Raw genomic sequence first — 17,954 nt, 5'->3', positions numbered from 1 at the left:
CATAATGAATAAGAAAATCATTTTAGCCGCTTCGTTGTTGGGAGCATTAGCTGTAATATTAGGTGCCTTTGGCGCTCATGGTCTAGAAGGAAAGGTAAGTACATATCATATTGAAACTTGGAAAACTGCAAACCAGTATCATTTCTATCATACCTTCGCCCTGTTATTTTTATCTACTTTTTCGCGAGCAAAGACGTACTCGATTAAAGTATCATTTATTGCTTTCCTCATTGGTATACTTTTTTTCTCAGGATCGTTGTATGTCTTAAGTGTGCGAGAAATAACCGGCTTTGGCAATCCGTCTATTTTAGGACCTATCACGCCTTTGGGAGGATTGTCTTTGATCGTTGGCTGGGTTGCGCTATTTATAGCAGCGCTAAAAAATAAATCGTAATCCTATTTAATTGCCTATGTCGATACGAAATCATATTCGTATTTAATCATAACAGAGCCTTCTTGAATAAATTCAGGAAGGCTTTTTTAGGTTACAATGGATTGACCAGTGATCGCTTGGCTTTCACACTCCGATGTCGCTTTGGCGCCGTATGATTGTAGACGGTTTTATGTATTGCCGGAGTCGTTTGACCGCTATTCCTGAAGGTTTTTTTGTACTTTTATACCATAATTTGAATTTATGTCCAATCCACAATCTACGATTTTTAGTGAAAGAGATACGCTGTTTGTTGATGTGGTCCTACCACTAGCATTAGCAAGAACATATACGTATCGTATTCCGGTTGACTGGAACGATCGTGTGCAGGTCGGTGTACGAGTCATCGTGCAATTTGGACGGAATAAGATCTATTCTGCGGTTGTCAAGTCTATTAGCCAGGAAGCACCAAAGCACTATGAAGCAAAGTATATTTTGGACATCATTGATGAAAAACCCATTGTCGATTTAGCTCAGTTTAAACTTTGGGATTGGCTAGCCGATTATTACATGTGTAGTTTGGGTGAAGTCATGCAGGCTGCGCTGCCCTCGGCATTGAAGCTGGCCAGTGAGACCAAAGTCGTTTCATCGATTGAGGAAGAATTTGACCGTTCCACACTATCAGATAAGGAGTATCTCATCATCGAAGCTTTGGAGGTGGCGGGAGAACTAAAAGTCAATGATATTGTGAAATTGCTGGGACAAAAAACAGTCTTCCCTATATTAAAACAATTATTTGACAAAGGAATTGTTTTGATTTCTGAAGAGATTACAGAACGATATAAACCCAAGACCAAAGCATTTTTGCGTTTTGCGCCCGACTTTCGAAATGAAGATGCAAAAAGAGAATTGTTGGACAGCTTAAACCGTGCACCAAAACAACAAGATGCGGTATTGGCATTTATGCAGCTGGTCAAAAAAACGGAGGAAATTACGCGACCCATGTTGACGGAGGCCTCGGGCTGTGGTAACGGTGCAATTACGGCTTTGATTGATAAAGGTGTTTTTGAAATAAAGGAAAAGGTTGTATCCCGGTTTCAGGGGGAGGATATCGAACTGGATGCCAATTTTCAATTTAATGAAAATCAGCAAAGGGCTTATACCGAAATACAAGCGTCGTTTGAGGAGAAGGACGTTACACTGTTGCATGGTGTGACTGCTTCGGGAAAAACACAAATTTATATACGGCTTATTGAACAAGCAATCGCTGCGGGAAAATCAGCTCTCTATCTACTGCCTGAGATTGCGCTGACAGCGCAGATTACAGCGCGCTTAAAGTTGCATTTCGGCGATAAACTGGGGGTGTACCACTCTAAGTTTAATGATAATGAGCGTGCCGAGGTGTGGCATAAAGTCATGAAGAATGAATTTCAGGTTGTGATTGGGGCTCGTTCTTCCGTCTTTCTGCCATTTCAGGATTTAGGGATCATCATCGTTGATGAAGAGCACGAAAGCTCCTATAAGCAGTTTGATCCAGCCCCACGTTACCATGCCCGCGATACGGCCATTTACCTCGGATTTCTACATCAGACCAAAGTACTATTGGGATCCGCGACGCCTTCTTTGGAAAGTTATTACAATGCCAAAGCTAAGAAGTATGGCTTTGTGCAGCTGCTTGAGCGTTATGGCAATGCCCAATTGCCAAGTATTGAGTTGGTGAATATTCCCGAAGAAGGAAGAAAGGAAAATATGTTTTCCTATTTTTCGGGTATCTTGTTAAAGGCAATTGAAGAAGCTGTAAAAAATAAAGAGCAGGTTATATTATTTCAAAATAGACGTGGGCACACGACAATGATCCAGTGTAATACCTGTGGATTTGTTGCAAAATGTGTCAATTGTGATGTCAGCTTAACCTATCACAAGAGCTCTAATATGATGCATTGCCATTACTGTGGTCATGTGGAGCCTCCACTTCGTGTTTGTCCAGCCTGTGGAATGCCCCATATCGAAAGTAAAGGCTTCGGTACAGAACGGGTAGAGGAAGAACTTGAAATCCTGATGCCCGAAATCCGCATCGGTCGCTTGGATCTGGATTCCACAAAAGGCAAATATGGTTTCGACAAAATTATCACGGCTTTTGATGAGCATGAATTTGATGTTCTTATAGGGACACAAATGGTCGCTAAGGGGCTCGATTTCGGAAGAGTAAGCCTTATTGGTGTTGTCAATGCAGATACGATCATTAACTTTCCGGATTTCCGTTCGTATGAACGATCATTTTCGTTATTTTCCCAGGTAGCAGGACGCGCAGGTCGACGTGAAGCCGGCGGAAAAGTTATCATCCAGAGCTACACCACGAATCATCGGGTTTTAGAACAGGTGGTCAATAACGATTATGAAGGGATGTTTATGACTGAAATTACAGAACGTAAAAACTATCTTTATCCTCCTTTCTACCGTCTCATTCGGATTGATATTAAACATACGGATTTTCAGAAATGCTATGATTCGGCCAATCGTTTTGCCTCGGCGCTGCGGCAACAGTTGGGTGCAAGGGTATTGGGACCGGAGCCGCCTTTAGTTTCTCGTGTGCGGAATAATTTTATCCAGACCATTACCTTGAAGATTGAGCGAACAAATATTAGTATTGCAAAGGTCAAGGAATTGATCCGTTCGGTGCTCCTCGATTTTGAAATCGATAAAACCAATGCTGGTGTGCGCGTTCAGGTCGATGTAGATCCCTATTAGTGACAGCTATTGCCCGCATTAACTTGTAAAAACGAGCGTTCTTGGTAAACTTAAATCACATGCGCTTATCGTTTTCTTCGCGGCCAAATTCAAGAGGTCAACGGAGGTTGAGCCTAAGGGAAAGATGATTCGGAAAATAAAGCAAATTAACTTGAAAATACGTACAGTGTTGGTATTGAATTATTTGTGATTAATTCTGTTTAATGTGCCTTTTAAAAGGTAAATTTGAAACATCATGGCGTACAAGTTTATTGATAATTATCGGGAGAAAGGTGCTCGTAAGAAATTGGTTGAACATCTAAAAAGCCGGGGCATTGCGGACCAGAAAGTATTAGATGCCATTGGCAAGGTACCACGTCACTATTTTTTTGATGAAACATTCTGGAATCAGGCCTATCGGGATATTGCTTTTCCAATAGGTGACGGACAAACAATTTCGCAGCCGTATACCGTCGCCTATCAATCTGAACTGCTCCACGTGAAAAAAGGAGATAAAGTACTGGAAATTGGTACGGGATCGGGGTACCAAACCTGTATCTTGTTGGAACTTGGCGCAGAAGTGTATACTATCGAACGTCAGGAAAACCTATATCAACGAACCATTCAAGTGTTGCCCTACATGGGCTATAAACCAAATTTCTTTTTAGGTGATGGCTCCAAGGGAATCGAAGAGCACGCCCCTTATGACAAGATTATTGTCACTGCAGGTGCGCCTTTCGTGCCAGAGGTTATGTTGAAGCAGTTGAAAATGGGCGGAATTTTTGTGATCCCTGTAGGAGACGAAAAATCGCAAAAGATGATGACGATCATTCGGGTAGGTGAAAATGATTTTGACCGTATCGAATTGGATACGTTTCGTTTTGTGCCTTTGGTGGGTGATCAAGCTTGGTAGGAGATCCATTCAACCAGTTCCGATGGCCTCCCCAAGGTCTGCGAGTGACAATCGAGCCCTTGTTTCATGAGCAGATGCAAAATAGCCATGATTAAATTGAAATGAACGTGAAAGAATAAATATTCACCTTATGACGCCAACTGCAATACAATATGACCAGAAGCATCGCGAAACCGCTTCAACTGTGGTCAAATTAAATAAACAAGTCAACACGCTCAGCTTGTCGCGGCTATTTGTGATACTCGGTGGCGGAGCGTTGTTATTTTATACCTTTCAACTGGAAAGCCTTCCGCTGGTTTTTTTCTGCTTTTTTGGACTATTGTTCCTATTTGCCTATCTGGTGCGGAAGCAGAGCCAGTTAGAGCTTCAGAAGAACTATTTTGAAGCTTATCTGAAAGTTTTGGCAAATGAACAGGCCCTAGCAGAAGGGAAACTAAACATGTATGACCATGGTGAGCATTTCGAAAACGGAGCTCATCCTTATAGCTCCGATATGGATATCTTTGGCACATACTCCTTATTCGCGCAGATAAATCGGGCAACGACCAAACAGGGGATTGATCTTTTGGCTTCTTGGCTTGATGCGCCTCTCCAAAGCAATCAAATTCAACGCAATCAAGAAGCATCACAGGAACTCGAAAATGAATCCGAATGGATATGGGATTTTCAGGCAAAGCTCTTGGCCAATCTGAACCATAAATTGGATATCAAGGCATTTTTGACAAATTACTTTCAAGACCGAAATTTTCAATTCGGAAATGCTTTTATGCGATTTTATATCAAAGCAGGCCCTGTTTTATTTTTGGTCGTTTTAGCGGGCAGCTTTTTCGTGCCAAAATTGGCTGGAGTGGCAACCTTGATAGGACTATTTCATATTCTTTGGGCATTGGCCAAAGCAGGAAGTGTGAGTATGTTCTCGTCGCGAATAGACAAAATTGGTGGCGTGCTGGGATCATATGCAGATGCGATTCAATCGATCGAAGACCACGCATGGAAGTCTATTGCTATGCAGGAGATCGCCGGAGAGCTAAAACAAAACCGGGGAACAGCATCCATTTCCTTTGCCTTTAAAAAACTCGCTGGTCTTATTAACAACTTGGACGCACGGAATAATGTCTTTGTTGGGCTATTTCTAAACCTATTTCTCCTTTGGGACTTTAGACAAGTATTGGCTATTGTTTGATTGGAAGAATAAATACGAAAACGAGATTCTGAATTCATTCGATACCTTGGCTAAGGTGGAGGCTGTCACTAGTCTTGCTATTTGGAAGAGAAACCATTCGTCTTATAGTTATCCAGTAATTTTGGATAATCCGCTGGAAAATAAGATTGACGCGCAAGGGTTATATCATCCACTGATCCCAAGCAGTCAGGTCGTCGCCAATGATTACAGTAGTATAGATCATCGTGTTGCTTTGGTAACAGGTTCAAACATGGCTGGAAAGAGTACATTTCTGCGGACAGTAGGTATTAATGCAATTTTGGCTTATGCCGGAGCTGCGGTTGCAGCGACTTCTTTTCAGCTCCCGATTTACAAACTAATATCCTATATGCGCATCAAGGATAACCTGAATGAAAGTACGTCGACATTTAAAGCAGAACTGAATCGGATGAAATTTATATTGGATACAGTTTCAGTACATAGCGATAGCTTTTTTCTAATCGATGAGATGCTTCGTGGAACAAATTCAGTCGACAAATATCTTGGCTCCCGTGCAATCATAAAGAAACTGGTTCGATTGGACGGTAAGGGTATGGTGGCTACACACGACTTACAACTGTCCAGTTTACAAGAGGAATTCCCGGGAGATATCAAAAATTATCATTTTGACATTCGTGTTGATGCGGGGCAGATGCTGTTTGATTATAAGCTGAAGATAGGGGAATGTAAGATATTCAATGCGTCGCTTTTATTGAAAGGTATAGGCGTGGATATTGACGAAAATATGGAATAAAAATGACGGAACTGGAGCTAGATTGGTTTACATTTGTCTCCTCTTAAATCCACTAAATAATACAATAAATGACTTTACAAGAACGTATTGATTTATCAGAAACACATGTTTGCACGACCGTGTTTCCGTTTTTGACAAATCATCACGATACTTTATTCGGCGGCAAGGCGATGTCCATTATGGACGAAGTATCGTTTATGGCTGCGACACGATTTTGCCGCAAAACGTTGGTGACTGTATCGACAGACCGTATTGACTTCAATAAGGCAATTCCTTCCGGAAGTATTATTGAAGCGGTCGCGCGGGTTCAAAATGTAGGCCGGACCAGCTTGAAGGTGAAGGTCGACATATTTTTGGAACATATGTACAAGGAAGGAAGAGAATTGGCCATTGAGGGTGTTTTTACATTTGTTGCCCTTGATGAAAACAGACAGCCAATTCCAGTCCTTGAAGGCTTGGATATTGAATAAAATTTTAGCTTCCGAATGCGGAAACTCAAGGGAGATTTTTTAAAATTATAACATGGAAATGGGTCGCAGATTGCAATGCGACCCTTTTTGTCATTCGTTTCTCTTGATGGGGCGGAGGTCGTTAAGTTCTTCGGCTGTAAATAAACGATAATGAACTTTGAAAGTTTTACCCAGTGGGGTTTCCAATGAGAATCCCCCCGGACCAAATCCATCCAGCACATCGAGTGTGAAATGCGCATGTTTCCAATATTCAAAGAGATCCCGATCCACCCAAAACTCATATCCTTCGGCTAATCCGATCATGGCGTCATTTGTCCTAGGAAAATAACCTCCTTCCTCAAAACACTGTGGCTGTGTACCCTCGCAGCAACCTCCGGCCTGATAAAACATTAATTTACCATGCTTCGCTTCAAGTTCATGAATGAGCTCCCTGGCTTTTTCAGTGATGTCTAGTCTATTGATCATGGTGAAATTCGTTTATGTGTTTTAGCGTTGACGAATAGGAAATTCAGCTGAAGGGGCAGCATTTGCTCCCCCTAAACTCGGGTATCTAGCTGTTCGAAAAGAATACCCGGTACGCTTCAGTTAAAAGAAACCAAGTTTTTCTTTACTGTAGGAAATCAACATATTTTTGGCCTGTCTGTAATGGGCAAGCATCATTTTATGGTTTTCCCGTCCAATTCCTGATTGTTTGTATCCGCCAAATGGGGCACCCGCTGGGTAGGAGTGATACTGATTTACCCAAACACGTCCTGCTTGTATGGCACGTGGGATCTGATAAAGCTGATGTGCATCTCGGGTCCATACACCTGCTCCGAGACCATACATGGTGTCGTTGGCGATAGCAATTGCTTCTTGTTCATCCTTGAACGTGGTGACTGCCAACACGGGGCCGAAGATTTCTTCCTGGAAAATACGCATGCTATTATCGCCTTTGAATAGGGTAGGTTTGATGTAGTAGCCTTCTTCAAAACCAGCACCGACATTGTTTTCATCACCGCCGGTCAATACTTCGGCCCCTTCTTCTTTGCCAAGTTTAATATAGGACATAATTTTGTCCTTTTGGATCTTCGATGCCTGAGCACCCATCATTGTTGTTGGGTCTAATGGATCGCCCACTTTGATCTGATTAACCCGATCGACTACTTTAGCGATAAATTTTTCATAAATGTCCTCCTGGATCAGTAAACGAGAAGGACAGGTACAAATTTCGCCCTGATTGAGTGCGAATAATACGGCTCCTTCCACTGCTTTGTCCAAAAATGCATCGTCTGCATCCATAACCGAACTAAAGAAAATATTGGGCGATTTCCCACCCAATTCTAGGGTTACCGGAATGATATTTTCAGTCGCATATTGCATAACCAAACGTCCAGTTGCTGTGGAACCAGTGAATGCTGCTTTGGAAACCTTTGGGTTTGTGACCAAAGAACGACCAAGTTCTGCGCCGAAACCGTTAACGATATTGACTACTCCGGCAGGAATCAGATCACCGATAATCTCCATAAGGACAAGAATGGATGTGGGTGTACTTTCAGCAGGTTTTAATACGACGGTGTTCCCTGCGGCAAGGGCCGGAGCTAGTTTCCATACGGCCATTAGAATCGGGAAATTCCATGGAATAATCTGTGCAACAACTCCGATTGGTTCGTGTACAATCAGTGACACTGTATTGCTGTCCAATTCGCTTATGGACCCCTCTTCAGCGCGGATTACACCAGCAAAATACCTGAAATGGTCGATTGCCAATGGGATATCGGCATTTAATGTTTCACGTACCGCTTTTCCGTTGTCTATCGTTTCAACGGCGGCGATATATTCTAAATTAGCTTCAATGCGGTCAGCAATTTTATTGAGGATAATACTTCGTTCTGTAGCCGAGGTTTGTCCCCAAGTTTCAAAAGCTTTAGCGGCGGTGTCGACAGCGAGATCCAGATCTTCTTTTGTTGAATGGGCAACTTGAGTAAACACTTTTCCATCTACCGGCGAAATATTATCGAAGTATTTTCCTTGAATTGGTGCGACAAATTTACCACCAATGTAGTTGTCATATCGTTCTTTGAACGATGGTCTTTTGATTGCGCTCATATGGTTTATTTATTAATTATTTTTAATCCCTTCTTATCAAAGTTAGCCAGCAATTATTCAATGGTGTAGCAGAATTGATCCAAAACATAGCACAATTGTGGCACATAACTTTCGCTCATAGTTTATTTTATTTATTATATTTGATTGACTGCCAATTATATTTAATTGTTGCACTATGGAAAATAGGACGCTGATTCATACATTGCCATTTTCGCGGAAGGGGGAGCTCAGCACATTAGTGGAGAACCGACGCGCATTTACGTTAGATAGCTTGGAGCTTAATATCTACGAAACATATCGGATATCGCAGCATGTACCTTTATGTTTTGATGATTTGGTTATGATTAATATGATCCAGGGTAAAAAAATCATGCATTTGGAGAATGTAAAGGCTTTTGACTATCTGCCCGGTCAGATGATGGTGTTACCTGCATCGGTGGCTATGCATATTGATTTTCCAGAAGCGACCCTCGACCAGCCCACGCAGTGTACCGCTTTAACAATTCATAGAGAGAAGATAGCAGCAGTCTTAGATTATCTAAATGAGTTTTATCCAAAAGAACATGTCAATCAATGGCGGCTTGATCCGGAGTTTTTTCACCTGTACAATTCGACTGAGCTTGCCGATCTGGTGAACAAGTTGTTTCAGATCATTATTAGTGAAAATCCGTTGAAAGATGTGCTTGCAGATCTGACCTTTAAAGAGCTTACGATTCGGCTACTTCAGTCACAGTCGATGATGGCATTAAAAATTGGGAAGTCGCCCAACAAAGTACTGTTACACGTGCAGGAATTTATTCAGAAACATATTACCGAGAAAATTTCAATTGGTCTATTGGAGCGGACTGCTCACATGAGCAAAGCGAGCCTTACGCGGATGTTTAACCGTGAACTTGGACTTAGTCCAATGGAGTATGTGATCCAACAGCGTATCGAGAAGGCAAAAAAGATGCTTTTACTCACCCGTAATGTAAAGGAGTCGTGCTATGGGGCAGGATTTAATGATGTCAACTACTTTGTTCGGCTTTTTAAAAGCAGGGTAGGCATGACGCCAGGCGCATTTGTCCTGGCGCGTTAACCTAAAATTTCATCACGCGATCAAGCTCACGTTTAACATCTCTTTCTTTGATGTTTTCTCGTTTGTCAAAATCTTTTTTACCCTGTGCCAAGGCAATTTCAACTTTGGCAAACCCCCGGGCACTGATAAAGATGCGTAGGGGTACAATGGTAAAACCACGTTCTTCCCCTTTCTCTTTCAGTTTTTTTAATTCTCTTTTTGTCAATAGCAGTTGACGGTCGCGTTTTGCTTCATGGTTATAGAAAGATCCCATGGAATATTCGGCAATGTGCATGTTACGGATGTATAATCCGTCCTCAAAAAAACTACAGAAACTATCGTTAATATTTGCCTTTCCTTCGCGTATGGATTTTATTTCTGTACCCAATAATCGAATTCCTGCAATGTACTTGTCCAGTAAGTGGTATTCAAAAGAAGCTTTTTTATTTTTATATTGATATCTGAAGATAAAGCCATATATTGTTGTATATTAGTAAGTCTATACCATTGCTATTGCAATGAACCTAAATGTAACTAATTATAGGATAATTTAAAGTTCGCAAATATAATTATTAAAATTGTCTTATTTTAAAGTAGAATTGTGTGGGCGGATGTTAGCGGAGTATTAAAATAAAATTAACTGTTTTGGGCGATGTGTTAAAAATATGACTAAATTTAAGTGAAAGTCAGATTATGTTTTCGTATGTTTGCAACGTTTTTTGGAATTATTGTGAATATATACAACGTAGCATTTCAACTTACATTGTGGATATAGCAGATTTTTAGTCGGAGACCGAGTTTTTTATATAAAAGTCCAATTCGATAATTTTGTTTGTTACAATAACATCTAAAAGTTAGAAATAGTTTTAGAAATACATTTTTATCGCATGAGTAAAGGAAAGTTAGGCGAGAAAATATCGCAATTTAAGATTGTTGAGGAGTTGAAAGCTAAGGGCTTATATGCCTATTTTAGACCTATTCAATCAAAACAAGATACCGAAGTAAAAATCGATGGTAGACGTGTGTTGATGTTTGGTTCTAACTCTTATTTAGGGTTAACGACTGATACACGTATTATAAAAGCAGCGCAAGATGCTTTGGAAAAGTATGGTACTGGATGTGCTGGATCTCGTTTCTTAAACGGTACGTTGGATATTCACGTGGAACTGGAAGAAAAATTATCTGCTTATGTAGGTAAAGAAGCCGCTATTCTGTTTAGTACAGGATTCCAATCAAATCTAGGGCCTTTGTCATGTCTAATGGGACGTAATGATTATATTTTGTTGGATGAGCGTGACCACGCATCAATTATTGATGGTAGCCGTTTGTCTTTTTCCAAAGTAATCAAATACGGACACAATAATATGGAGGACTTACGTGCTAAGTTATCACGCCTACCTGAGGATAGTGCGAAGTTAATTTGTACGGATGGTATCTTTAGTATGGAGGGGGATATTGTTAATTTGCCTGAACTTACGTCGATTGCCAATGAGTTTGATGCTGCAGTAATGGTCGACGATGCACACAGTTTAGGTGTTATTGGGCACAAAGGAGCTGGTACAGCTTCTCATTTTGGGCTTAATGATGATGTAGACTTGATTATGGGTACATTTAGTAAATCGTTAGCATCTTTAGGTGGATTTGTCGCAGGTGATGCAGATGTGATCGATTTCTTAAAACACAATGCGCGCTCTGTGATGTTCAGTGCTTCAATGACTCCAGCTTCGGTTGCTTCAACATTGAAAGCTTTGGAAATTATTCAAAATGAGCCTGAGCATATTGAAAAATTATGGAAAAACACAGATTATGCCAAAGCACAATTACTGGATCATGGGTTTGATCTAGGTGCTACGGAAAGTCCTATTTTACCAATCTTTATTCGTAGCAATGAAAAAACGTTCTGGGTAACTAAAATGCTCCAAGATGATGGTGTATTTGTTAATCCAGTTGTTTCTCCAGCAGTTCCTGCAGAAGAGTCTTTGATTCGTTTTTCATTGATGGCGACACATACTTATGACCAAATCGACGAGGCTATTGAGAAGATGGTTAAAGTATTCAAACAAGCTGAAGTTGAAACATTAATATAAAATCTAATCGTATGATTCAGATTATACCCGTTGAAACAAAGAAACAAAGACGGCTCTTTATAGATTTCCCTCATAGTCTCTATGAGGGAAATCCTAATTATGTACCTGCCTTATTTCTTGAACAAAACGATTTGCTTTCCCCTGACAAGCATCCCTTTTATAAACATTCCCAAGCACAACCTTTTCTAGCTTATCGTAACGATAAGATTGTCGGTCGTATATGTGCCATCTGGAACAATAACCATAATGCTTTCAATCATGTGAATGAAGGGCAGTGGGGTTTTTTCGATTGTATAGATGATCAAGAAGTCGCAAACGCGTTATTTGAGACTGCAGAGAAATGGGTTAAAGCTAAAGGAGGGGATACGATCGTTGGGCCGATCAATTTATCAACCAATGATACCGTTGGTTTATTGGTTGACGGTTTTGATAAGCCTCCAGTAGCCATGATGCCCTACAATTCACCGTATTACATCGACTTGATTACCAATTCGGGTTATGGACATAAAGTGGATTTGAGAGCTTACTTGGTCATGGAAAAGTCGGCGGATAAACGTTCAGTCATGCTTTTGGATAGACTGGAAGAGCGTTTGAAAAGATCTGGCATTACATTGCGTCAATTCAATGTGAAGGATTTTAAAAACGAGGCAGCAAAAGTTCGTGATATTTATAATAGAGCATGGGATAAAAATTCGGGTTTTGTTCCGATGACAGAGGACGAATTTAATTATACGGCCAAAGATCTAAAAATGATTCTCGATCCACGTTTTGCTATCGTTGCGGAGAAAGATGGTGAGCTTGTTGGCTTTGGTCTAGGGATACCTGATATCAATCAAATCCTTATCAAAGTGAAGCGAGGACGTCTACTTCCTACGGGTATTTTTAAATTGTTATTTGGAAAGAAAAAAATCAACTTGCTTCGTGTACTCATGTTAGGGGTATTGGAAGACTACCGTAAACTTGGTATTGAAGCATGTCTGTATGGCCGAATTATAAAAGAATCAAAAGATTCTAATATCAAAGGGGCCGAATGTTCGTGGATGTTGGAGCATAATTACATGATGAACCACGCTATAGAACAAATGAATGGAGAATTGTACAAACGTTATCGTTTGTATCAAAAATCATTATGATAGAAAAAGTATTAATCACCGGAGCGAGTGGTTTTGTAGGCTATCATTTGACAAGAGCAGCGAAAGAGGCGGGGATGGAAGTTCATGCCGCGGTGAGGAAGTCAAGTGATGTTTCAGAAATTCGCTCCGTTGTAGATAAATTTGTTTATCCGGATTTCTCTGATGAAGAGTCTATCAGCGAATTACTGGAAGCGGAAAACTATACCTATGTTGTTCATGCTGCGGCAATGACTCGTGCCAAGCACGAAGAAGATCTCGAAAAGGTCAACGTTGGTTATACAAAAAACTTGGCATCTGCTTGTTTTTATTTAAAAACTCCCATCAAAAGATTTGTTTTCGTTAGTAGTCTTGCGGCAATCGGTCCTGTTAGCTACGATGCTAACCTTATCGATGAGAGCAATCCCTATCGCCCTGTTACGGCCTATGGTCGTAGTAAACGGAAAGCGGAGCTCGCCTTGGATGATTTTAGAGATCAGCCACTAACGATTTTGCGCCCCACTGCAGTATACGGCCCTCGTGAAAAAGATATTTTTATTGTTTTTAAAACAATGAATGGCGGCCTGGATGCCTATGTTGGCCGCTCTCCTCAAAAGCTTAGCTTTATTTATGTTGCTGACCTGGTGCAGGCGATCATTCATGCCTGTCGTTTTGATCAAGGAGGAAAGCAGGTGTATAACCTCAGTGATGGGCAGGTGTATGGCCGTTATGAGTTGGCTAGATTTTTCAAAGAGTTTAGCCAAAAGAAAATGATTCGTATGCATATTCCTTTTGGTGTCGTGAAGACTATCGCGGTTATTTTTGAACGATTGTATAAAAAATCTAAAGCAATACCTGTGCTATATCCGGAGCGACTGAATGAACTTACAGCTGAAAACTGGGGCTGTGATATCTCGGCGGCTCAACGTCAGCTACAATACCAACCTAAATATGATTTGAAGAAAGGCTTAATGGAGGCATTGGCTTGGTATAAAGAAAATAAATGGCTATAATCGCAGATAATGAGTGAGTTAAAAATAAATAAAAAACTTTTTCAGGATAGAAAGAGAACAAATATCTTAAGTGAACCCGAACAAAAACTTATTTCGTACGTCGTACCTCGAATTCCAAATTGGATTACCTCGGATGGACTTACGGCAATTGGATTTTTAGGCTCCTTAATGATATTGGGGAGTTTTATCTTGGCTGAATATGTTGATATTCGCTATTTGCTTCTAGGGATCCCTGGTTTCTTTGTGCAGTGGTTTGGTGATTCATTAGATGGTCGTATCGCATTCTACCGTAATAAATCCCGTCGCTGGTACGGTTTCGCGTTGGATATTGTAATGGATTGGATTAGTACGGTTTTTATAGGATTGGGGTATGTGCTGTATACCGTGGGTGATTTTAAGTATCTGGGATTTACATTGGTCGCATTGTATGGCTGGGCAATGATTATTTCTCAGCTCAGGTATAGAATTACCGATAAGTATACGATAGACGCCGGAATTTTGGGGCCTACTGAAATTCGGGTGATTATTTCATTGGTTATGTTATTTGAAGTTTTAATGCCTGGGTCTATTAATTGGTGTGTACTGTTAATTTGTATCGCACTTTTTATAATTAATACAAATGATACACGCCTACTTCTTAAATTAGGCGATGAAAAAGATAAAGCGGATAAACTGAAAAAACAACAGGAGGAGGCTATTTAACGATGTCTTCAAAAGTTATTACTTTTTTAAAAGCCCAACTCTCCGCCTTTTTAGGCGGATTGTTTGATTTTGGAGTATACTCTGCTTGCTATAAGCTACTTCATATCAGTGCTCCTTTTTCCAATGTAATTAGTGGTAGCCTTGGTGCTGTTGTTAATTTTTTGATCAATCGATACTGGTCCTTCGGTAGCACGCAAAAGTCTGTCGGCAGTCAGTTATGGAAATTTGTGATCGTCGTTTGTGGTAGTATCACATTGAAGTCTACCGGAATTCATTTTCTGGTCGATGTATATCATGTAAACTTTTTGTTTTCGAAACTGGTTGTTGAGTTGCTTGTTTCTTTGGGTTTCAACTATACGCTTCAGCGTTTTTGGGTTTTTAAAGCTGAAGAGAAATCGTAATTTCCTTATTTTTTACGAATCAGCTTTAGCTGTTTTCAGTTCCATTTCTTTTTCTGTTTCTTTCGATTTCGCGTAATCTCTTGCTACCATTTTTCGGTTTAGCAGGATATTAGTTTAGTTATCGCTCTAAATCAAAAGAAGGTTGTTTGACAGCCCATCCCTGTTGTATTTCTGTGAATCTATGTTATTGTCCGGTGCTGTGCCAAATGAGACTTTGGTCGTTGGCCTTACATTTTTTGTGTCGGCTATATGATAATATGGATCCTTATATGTTTATCCGTTTCTAAGCTAGTTTGTCATTTGAGTTGGTATTCCGAAGCAAATGCTGCTCCGCTCCATCGTTAAATTGGGGTATTCCCCAGTCTGATGTTGAACCCTTGAATTGTTGTTGTTTCTGTATTTATACCGTGTTTTTCCGAGTTGTTTTCGTGTTGTAGCGTTGCTGGGAGTTTTTCGGCTGCGGTTCCGATTGGCGTTGCCCTTTTTTAGGGACATCCGGGGACATGGCCGCGTTCGGAGCGTCATTTGCCCGTTTTGGCAGCGGGGTGAGTGCGGGCTTAGAGTCGGAGACAACACGGACTCAACACGGACAGAACACGGTTGCAGGGCAAATCTGCCCCGACCATGGTACGAAGCCGGGGGGAAGGAGGGCTGGGAGGTTCCCGCTGGGGCTGCGGTGTAGCCGGAGTCCTATCCCCAAGCGGAAACCTAGTTAGCGCTAACTAGGGAAGAGTTGAGTATTCTTTATTCCTTAGTTTAGCTTTTGTTTATATTTAGCTTAGCAATAGGTTAGGTTTTGTTTAGCTATAACCTATATTATACCTAAACAAAACCTAACTAAAACCTAAACTAAACCTAAGTAAAAGGGTGAGAAAGTATCGCTATAAAAGGAGGTATTCCGGTCCTACCAGTATCCGCCCGTTCCCGTCCATCGGCTATGGCTGGCTCGCCCTCTGTCGGCTGCGCCTGTGCGCACCGTCTTTAACTGGCATTGAGCCGAGCGGGCTACCATAGTGATCCCGAGCTTAGGCAGATCGAACAATACAATGTCCATCCATGTTTCCGCTGCAGAGCCTGTATCAAGTCCCGGTTCCGCGGATGTCCGTGGTGCGATCCAATTTTCAGGATCATCCATGTTTCCCCCGCAATGTCCAGGTTAGATCCCGGTTCCCGTCCCTATCCTGTGCCGGATCCGGCGTTCCCAGCCTTCCGCCCACCTGTTTTACAAAAAGAATCTCGCACCGTTACAGGTAGTTAAGGGGAAAATGAAATAAATAAGAACAAAAGGCTTGGAAGTTTGTTAGTAAACTCCCTATCTTTGCACCACTCCGCAAGGGAGGGACGGTTGCTTCGAAAGAAGGAATCCTGAAAAAAAGAAGGGTTTAAGGGAGTTTGGCAGGATTTAAAATCCCGCTGGGTTTATTTTAAACGCGGAAATCGGAAAAGAGAAAAGAAAAAAAACTTCAGAAAGTTTTTGGAAGTTCAAAAAAGATTTCTACCTTTGCAGTCCCAACGGAAACGAAGGGAAAAACAAAACGATAAAGACGGCGCAATGCCCTCGGAATATAGCGGATACGGAAGTTGAAGCGACAAAGTTCTTTAAGAAAACACAATCATGTAAGCGTGACGAGTAGACAGACGAAAGTCGAAAGTCATGAACAAATTCAAGTAATTGTTCAATTCGATCCAAGATCAGAGATATAAAAAAAGAATTCTGATTATTATAAATAGTTGGAATCAAAAACTTCATTTTACAATGGAGAGTTTGATCCTGGCTCAGGATGAACGCTAGCGGGCAGGCCTAATACATGCAAGTCGGACGGGATCCATCGGAGAGCTTGCTCGAAGATGGTGAGAGTGGCGCACGGGTGCGTAACGCGTGAGCAACCTACCTCTATCAGGGGGATAGCCTCTCGAAAGAGAGATTAACACCGCATAACATCAACAGTTCGCATGTTCGGTTGATTAAATATTTATAGGATAGAGATGGGCTCGCGTGACATTAGCTAGTTGGTAGGGTAACGGCTTACCAAGGCGACGATGTCTAGGGCTCTGAGAGGAGAATCCCCCACACTGGTACTGAGACACGGACCAGACTCCTACGGGAGGCAGCAGTAAGGAATATTGGTCAATGGGCGGAAGCCTGAACCAGCCATGCCGCGTGCAGGATGACTGCCCTATGGGTTGTAAACTGCTTTTGTCCAGGAATAAACCTAAATACGTGTATTTAGCTGAATGTACTGGAAGAATAAGGATCGGCTAACTCCGTGCCAGCAGCCGCGGTAATACGGAGGATCCGAGCGTTATCCGGATTTATTGGGTTTAAAGGGTGCGTAGGCGGCCTATTAAGTCAGGGGTGAAATACGGTGGCTCAACCATCGCAGTGCCTTTGATACTGATGGGCTTGAATCCATTTGAAGTGGGCGGAATAAGACAAGTAGCGGTGAAATGCATAGATATGTCTTAGAACTCCGATTGCGAAGGCAGCTCACTAAGCTGGTATTGACGCTGATGCACGAAAGCGTGGGGATCGAACAGGATTAGATACCCTGGTAGTCCACGCCCTAAACGATGATAACTCGATGTTGGCGATAGACAGCCAGCGTCCCAGCGAAAGCGTTAAGTTATCCACCTGGGGAGTACGCCCGCAAGGGTGAAACTCAAAGGAATTGACGGGGGCCCGCACAAGCGGAGGAGCATGTGGTTTAATTCGATGATACGCGAGGAACCTTACCCGGGCTTGAAAGTTAGTGAAGAGTGCAGAGACGCACTCGTCCTTCGGGACACGAAACTAGGTGCTGCATGGCTGTCGTCAGCTCGTGCCGTGAGGTGTTGGGTTAAGTCCCGCAACGAGCGCAACCCCTATGTTTAGTTGCCAGCATGTCATGGTGGGGACTCTAAACAGACTGCCTGTGCAAACAGAGAGGAAGGTGGGGACGACGTCAAGTCATCATGGCCCTTACGTCCGGGGCTACACACGTGCTACAATGGATGGTACAGCGGGCAGCTACATAGCAATATGATGCTAATCTCTAAAAGCCATTCACAGTTCGGATTGGGGT

At 41.8% G+C, this 17,954-nt stretch carries 14 protein-coding genes, 1 rRNA gene and 1 pseudogene; 13 read left to right on the top strand and 3 right to left on the bottom strand.

The window, feature by feature from the left end; all coding sequences use genetic code 11:
* Nucleotides 1-4: 4 nt before the first annotated feature.
* The 6 genes from DTA23_RS11775 (at nucleotide 5) to DTA23_RS11750 (ending at nucleotide 6,435) form a co-directional block, all read left to right on the top strand.
* Complete coding sequence (locus DTA23_RS11775) at nucleotides 5-394, top strand: DUF423 domain-containing protein (RefSeq protein ID WP_046672738.1); 390 nt, start codon at nucleotides 5-7, stop codon at nucleotides 392-394.
* A 240-nt stretch (nucleotides 395-634) separates the two neighbouring features.
* The gene (gene priA / locus DTA23_RS11770) at nucleotides 635-3,118 is read left to right on the top strand and encodes a replication restart helicase PriA (RefSeq protein ID WP_112374849.1); all 2,484 of its coding nucleotides are present in this window, start codon (nucleotides 635-637) and stop codon (nucleotides 3,116-3,118) included.
* A 235-nt stretch (nucleotides 3,119-3,353) separates the two neighbouring features.
* On the top strand, nucleotides 3,354-4,010 hold the full coding sequence (locus DTA23_RS11765) for a protein-L-isoaspartate(D-aspartate) O-methyltransferase (protein ID WP_046672736.1): 657 nt from the start codon (nucleotides 3,354-3,356) through the stop codon (nucleotides 4,008-4,010).
* A gap of 130 nt (nucleotides 4,011-4,140) precedes the next feature.
* Nucleotides 4,141-5,193, top strand: a complete 1,053-nt coding sequence (locus tag DTA23_RS11760) for a hypothetical protein (protein ID WP_112374848.1) — start codon at nucleotides 4,141-4,143, stop codon at nucleotides 5,191-5,193.
* Nucleotides 5,186-5,965 carry a MutS-related protein gene (locus tag DTA23_RS11755; RefSeq protein ID WP_112374847.1) on the top strand — a complete coding sequence of 260 codons (780 nt, stop codon included), beginning with the start codon at nucleotides 5,186-5,188 and terminating at the stop codon, nucleotides 5,963-5,965. Before DTA23_RS11760 ends, DTA23_RS11755 begins: the two co-directional genes overlap by 8 nt.
* A gap of 68 nt (nucleotides 5,966-6,033) precedes the next feature.
* Nucleotides 6,034-6,435: an acyl-CoA thioesterase gene (locus DTA23_RS11750; protein WP_070561224.1), complete on the top strand. Its 402-nt coding sequence runs from the start codon at nucleotides 6,034-6,036 to the stop codon at nucleotides 6,433-6,435.
* Between the two features lie 90 nt (nucleotides 6,436-6,525).
* Here DTA23_RS11750 and DTA23_RS11745 read toward each other — a convergent pair whose 3' ends face one another.
* Nucleotides 6,526-6,900, bottom strand: coding sequence for a DUF779 domain-containing protein (locus tag DTA23_RS11745; RefSeq protein WP_112374846.1), 375 nt, complete (start codon nucleotides 6,898-6,900; stop codon nucleotides 6,526-6,528).
* A gap of 120 nt (nucleotides 6,901-7,020) precedes the next feature.
* A complete protein-coding gene (locus DTA23_RS11740) occupies nucleotides 7,021-8,523 on the bottom strand; it encodes an aldehyde dehydrogenase family protein (protein ID WP_070561223.1) in 1,503 nt (500 codons plus the stop codon).
* Between the two features lie 175 nt (nucleotides 8,524-8,698).
* Here DTA23_RS11740 and DTA23_RS11735 point away from each other — a divergent pair, with 175 nt between their 5' ends.
* Nucleotides 8,699-9,601 carry an AraC family transcriptional regulator gene (locus DTA23_RS11735; RefSeq protein WP_046672732.1) on the top strand — a complete coding sequence of 301 codons (903 nt, stop codon included), beginning with the start codon at nucleotides 8,699-8,701 and terminating at the stop codon, nucleotides 9,599-9,601.
* A 1-nt stretch (nucleotide 9,602) separates the two neighbouring features.
* On the opposite strand, the pseudogene smpB reads toward DTA23_RS11735, so the two are convergent.
* Nucleotides 9,603-10,057 (bottom strand): annotated as a pseudogene (gene smpB, locus DTA23_RS11730) (SsrA-binding protein SmpB).
* Between the two features lie 410 nt (nucleotides 10,058-10,467).
* On the opposite strand from smpB, the gene spt reads away from it, so the two are divergent.
* The 6 genes from spt to DTA23_RS11695 form a co-directional block, all read left to right on the top strand.
* Complete coding sequence (spt, locus tag DTA23_RS11725) at nucleotides 10,468-11,667, top strand: serine palmitoyltransferase (RefSeq protein ID WP_046672730.1); 1,200 nt, start codon at nucleotides 10,468-10,470, stop codon at nucleotides 11,665-11,667.
* Between the two features lie 11 nt (nucleotides 11,668-11,678).
* The gene (locus tag DTA23_RS11720; protein ID WP_088162962.1) at nucleotides 11,679-12,800 is read left to right on the top strand and encodes a GNAT family N-acetyltransferase; all 1,122 of its coding nucleotides are present in this window, start codon (nucleotides 11,679-11,681) and stop codon (nucleotides 12,798-12,800) included.
* Nucleotides 12,797-13,789, top strand: a complete 993-nt coding sequence (locus DTA23_RS11715; RefSeq protein WP_070561221.1) for an NAD-dependent epimerase/dehydratase family protein — start codon at nucleotides 12,797-12,799, stop codon at nucleotides 13,787-13,789. Before DTA23_RS11720 ends, DTA23_RS11715 begins: the two co-directional genes overlap by 4 nt.
* A gap of 9 nt (nucleotides 13,790-13,798) precedes the next feature.
* Complete coding sequence (locus tag DTA23_RS11710) at nucleotides 13,799-14,491, top strand: CDP-alcohol phosphatidyltransferase family protein (protein WP_112374844.1); 693 nt, start codon at nucleotides 13,799-13,801, stop codon at nucleotides 14,489-14,491.
* Nucleotides 14,492-14,493: 2 nt separating this feature from the next.
* Nucleotides 14,494-14,892, top strand: coding sequence for a GtrA family protein (locus DTA23_RS11705; RefSeq protein ID WP_112374843.1), 399 nt, complete (start codon nucleotides 14,494-14,496; stop codon nucleotides 14,890-14,892).
* A 1,753-nt stretch (nucleotides 14,893-16,645) separates the two neighbouring features.
* Nucleotides 16,646-17,954: ribosomal RNA gene (locus tag DTA23_RS11695) — 16S ribosomal RNA — on the top strand; the annotation flags it as partial.

The sequence above is a fragment of the Sphingobacterium multivorum genome (assembly GCF_900457465.1).
GTDB lineage: Bacteria > Bacteroidota > Bacteroidia > Sphingobacteriales > Sphingobacteriaceae > Sphingobacterium > Sphingobacterium multivorum.
Note: the sequence above shows the minus strand (reverse complement) of the source record. Positions and strands in the feature narration are given on the sequence as shown.

Coding starts and splice junctions, on each gene's coding strand:
- DTA23_RS11775 (WP_046672738.1), top strand. CDS start 5: ATGAATAAGAAAATCATTTTAGCCGCTTCGTTGTTGGGAGCATTAGCT.
- priA (WP_112374849.1), top strand. CDS start 635: ATGTCCAATCCACAATCTACGATTTTTAGTGAAAGAGATACGCTGTTT.
- DTA23_RS11765 (WP_046672736.1), top strand. CDS start 3,354: ATGGCGTACAAGTTTATTGATAATTATCGGGAGAAAGGTGCTCGTAAG.
- DTA23_RS11760 (WP_112374848.1), top strand. CDS start 4,141: ATGACGCCAACTGCAATACAATATGACCAGAAGCATCGCGAAACCGCT.
- DTA23_RS11750 (WP_070561224.1), top strand. CDS start 6,034: ATGACTTTACAAGAACGTATTGATTTATCAGAAACACATGTTTGCACG.
- DTA23_RS11745 (WP_112374846.1), bottom strand. CDS start 6,900: ATGATCAATAGACTAGACATCACTGAAAAAGCCAGGGAGCTCATTCAT.
- DTA23_RS11740 (WP_070561223.1), bottom strand. CDS start 8,523: ATGAGCGCAATCAAAAGACCATCGTTCAAAGAACGATATGACAACTAC.
- DTA23_RS11735 (WP_046672732.1), top strand. CDS start 8,699: ATGGAAAATAGGACGCTGATTCATACATTGCCATTTTCGCGGAAGGGG.
- spt (WP_046672730.1), top strand. CDS start 10,468: ATGAGTAAAGGAAAGTTAGGCGAGAAAATATCGCAATTTAAGATTGTT.
- DTA23_RS11720 (WP_088162962.1), top strand. CDS start 11,679: ATGATTCAGATTATACCCGTTGAAACAAAGAAACAAAGACGGCTCTTT.
- DTA23_RS11715 (WP_070561221.1), top strand. CDS start 12,797: ATGATAGAAAAAGTATTAATCACCGGAGCGAGTGGTTTTGTAGGCTAT.
- DTA23_RS11710 (WP_112374844.1), top strand. CDS start 13,799: ATGAGTGAGTTAAAAATAAATAAAAAACTTTTTCAGGATAGAAAGAGA.
- DTA23_RS11705 (WP_112374843.1), top strand. CDS start 14,494: ATGTCTTCAAAAGTTATTACTTTTTTAAAAGCCCAACTCTCCGCCTTT.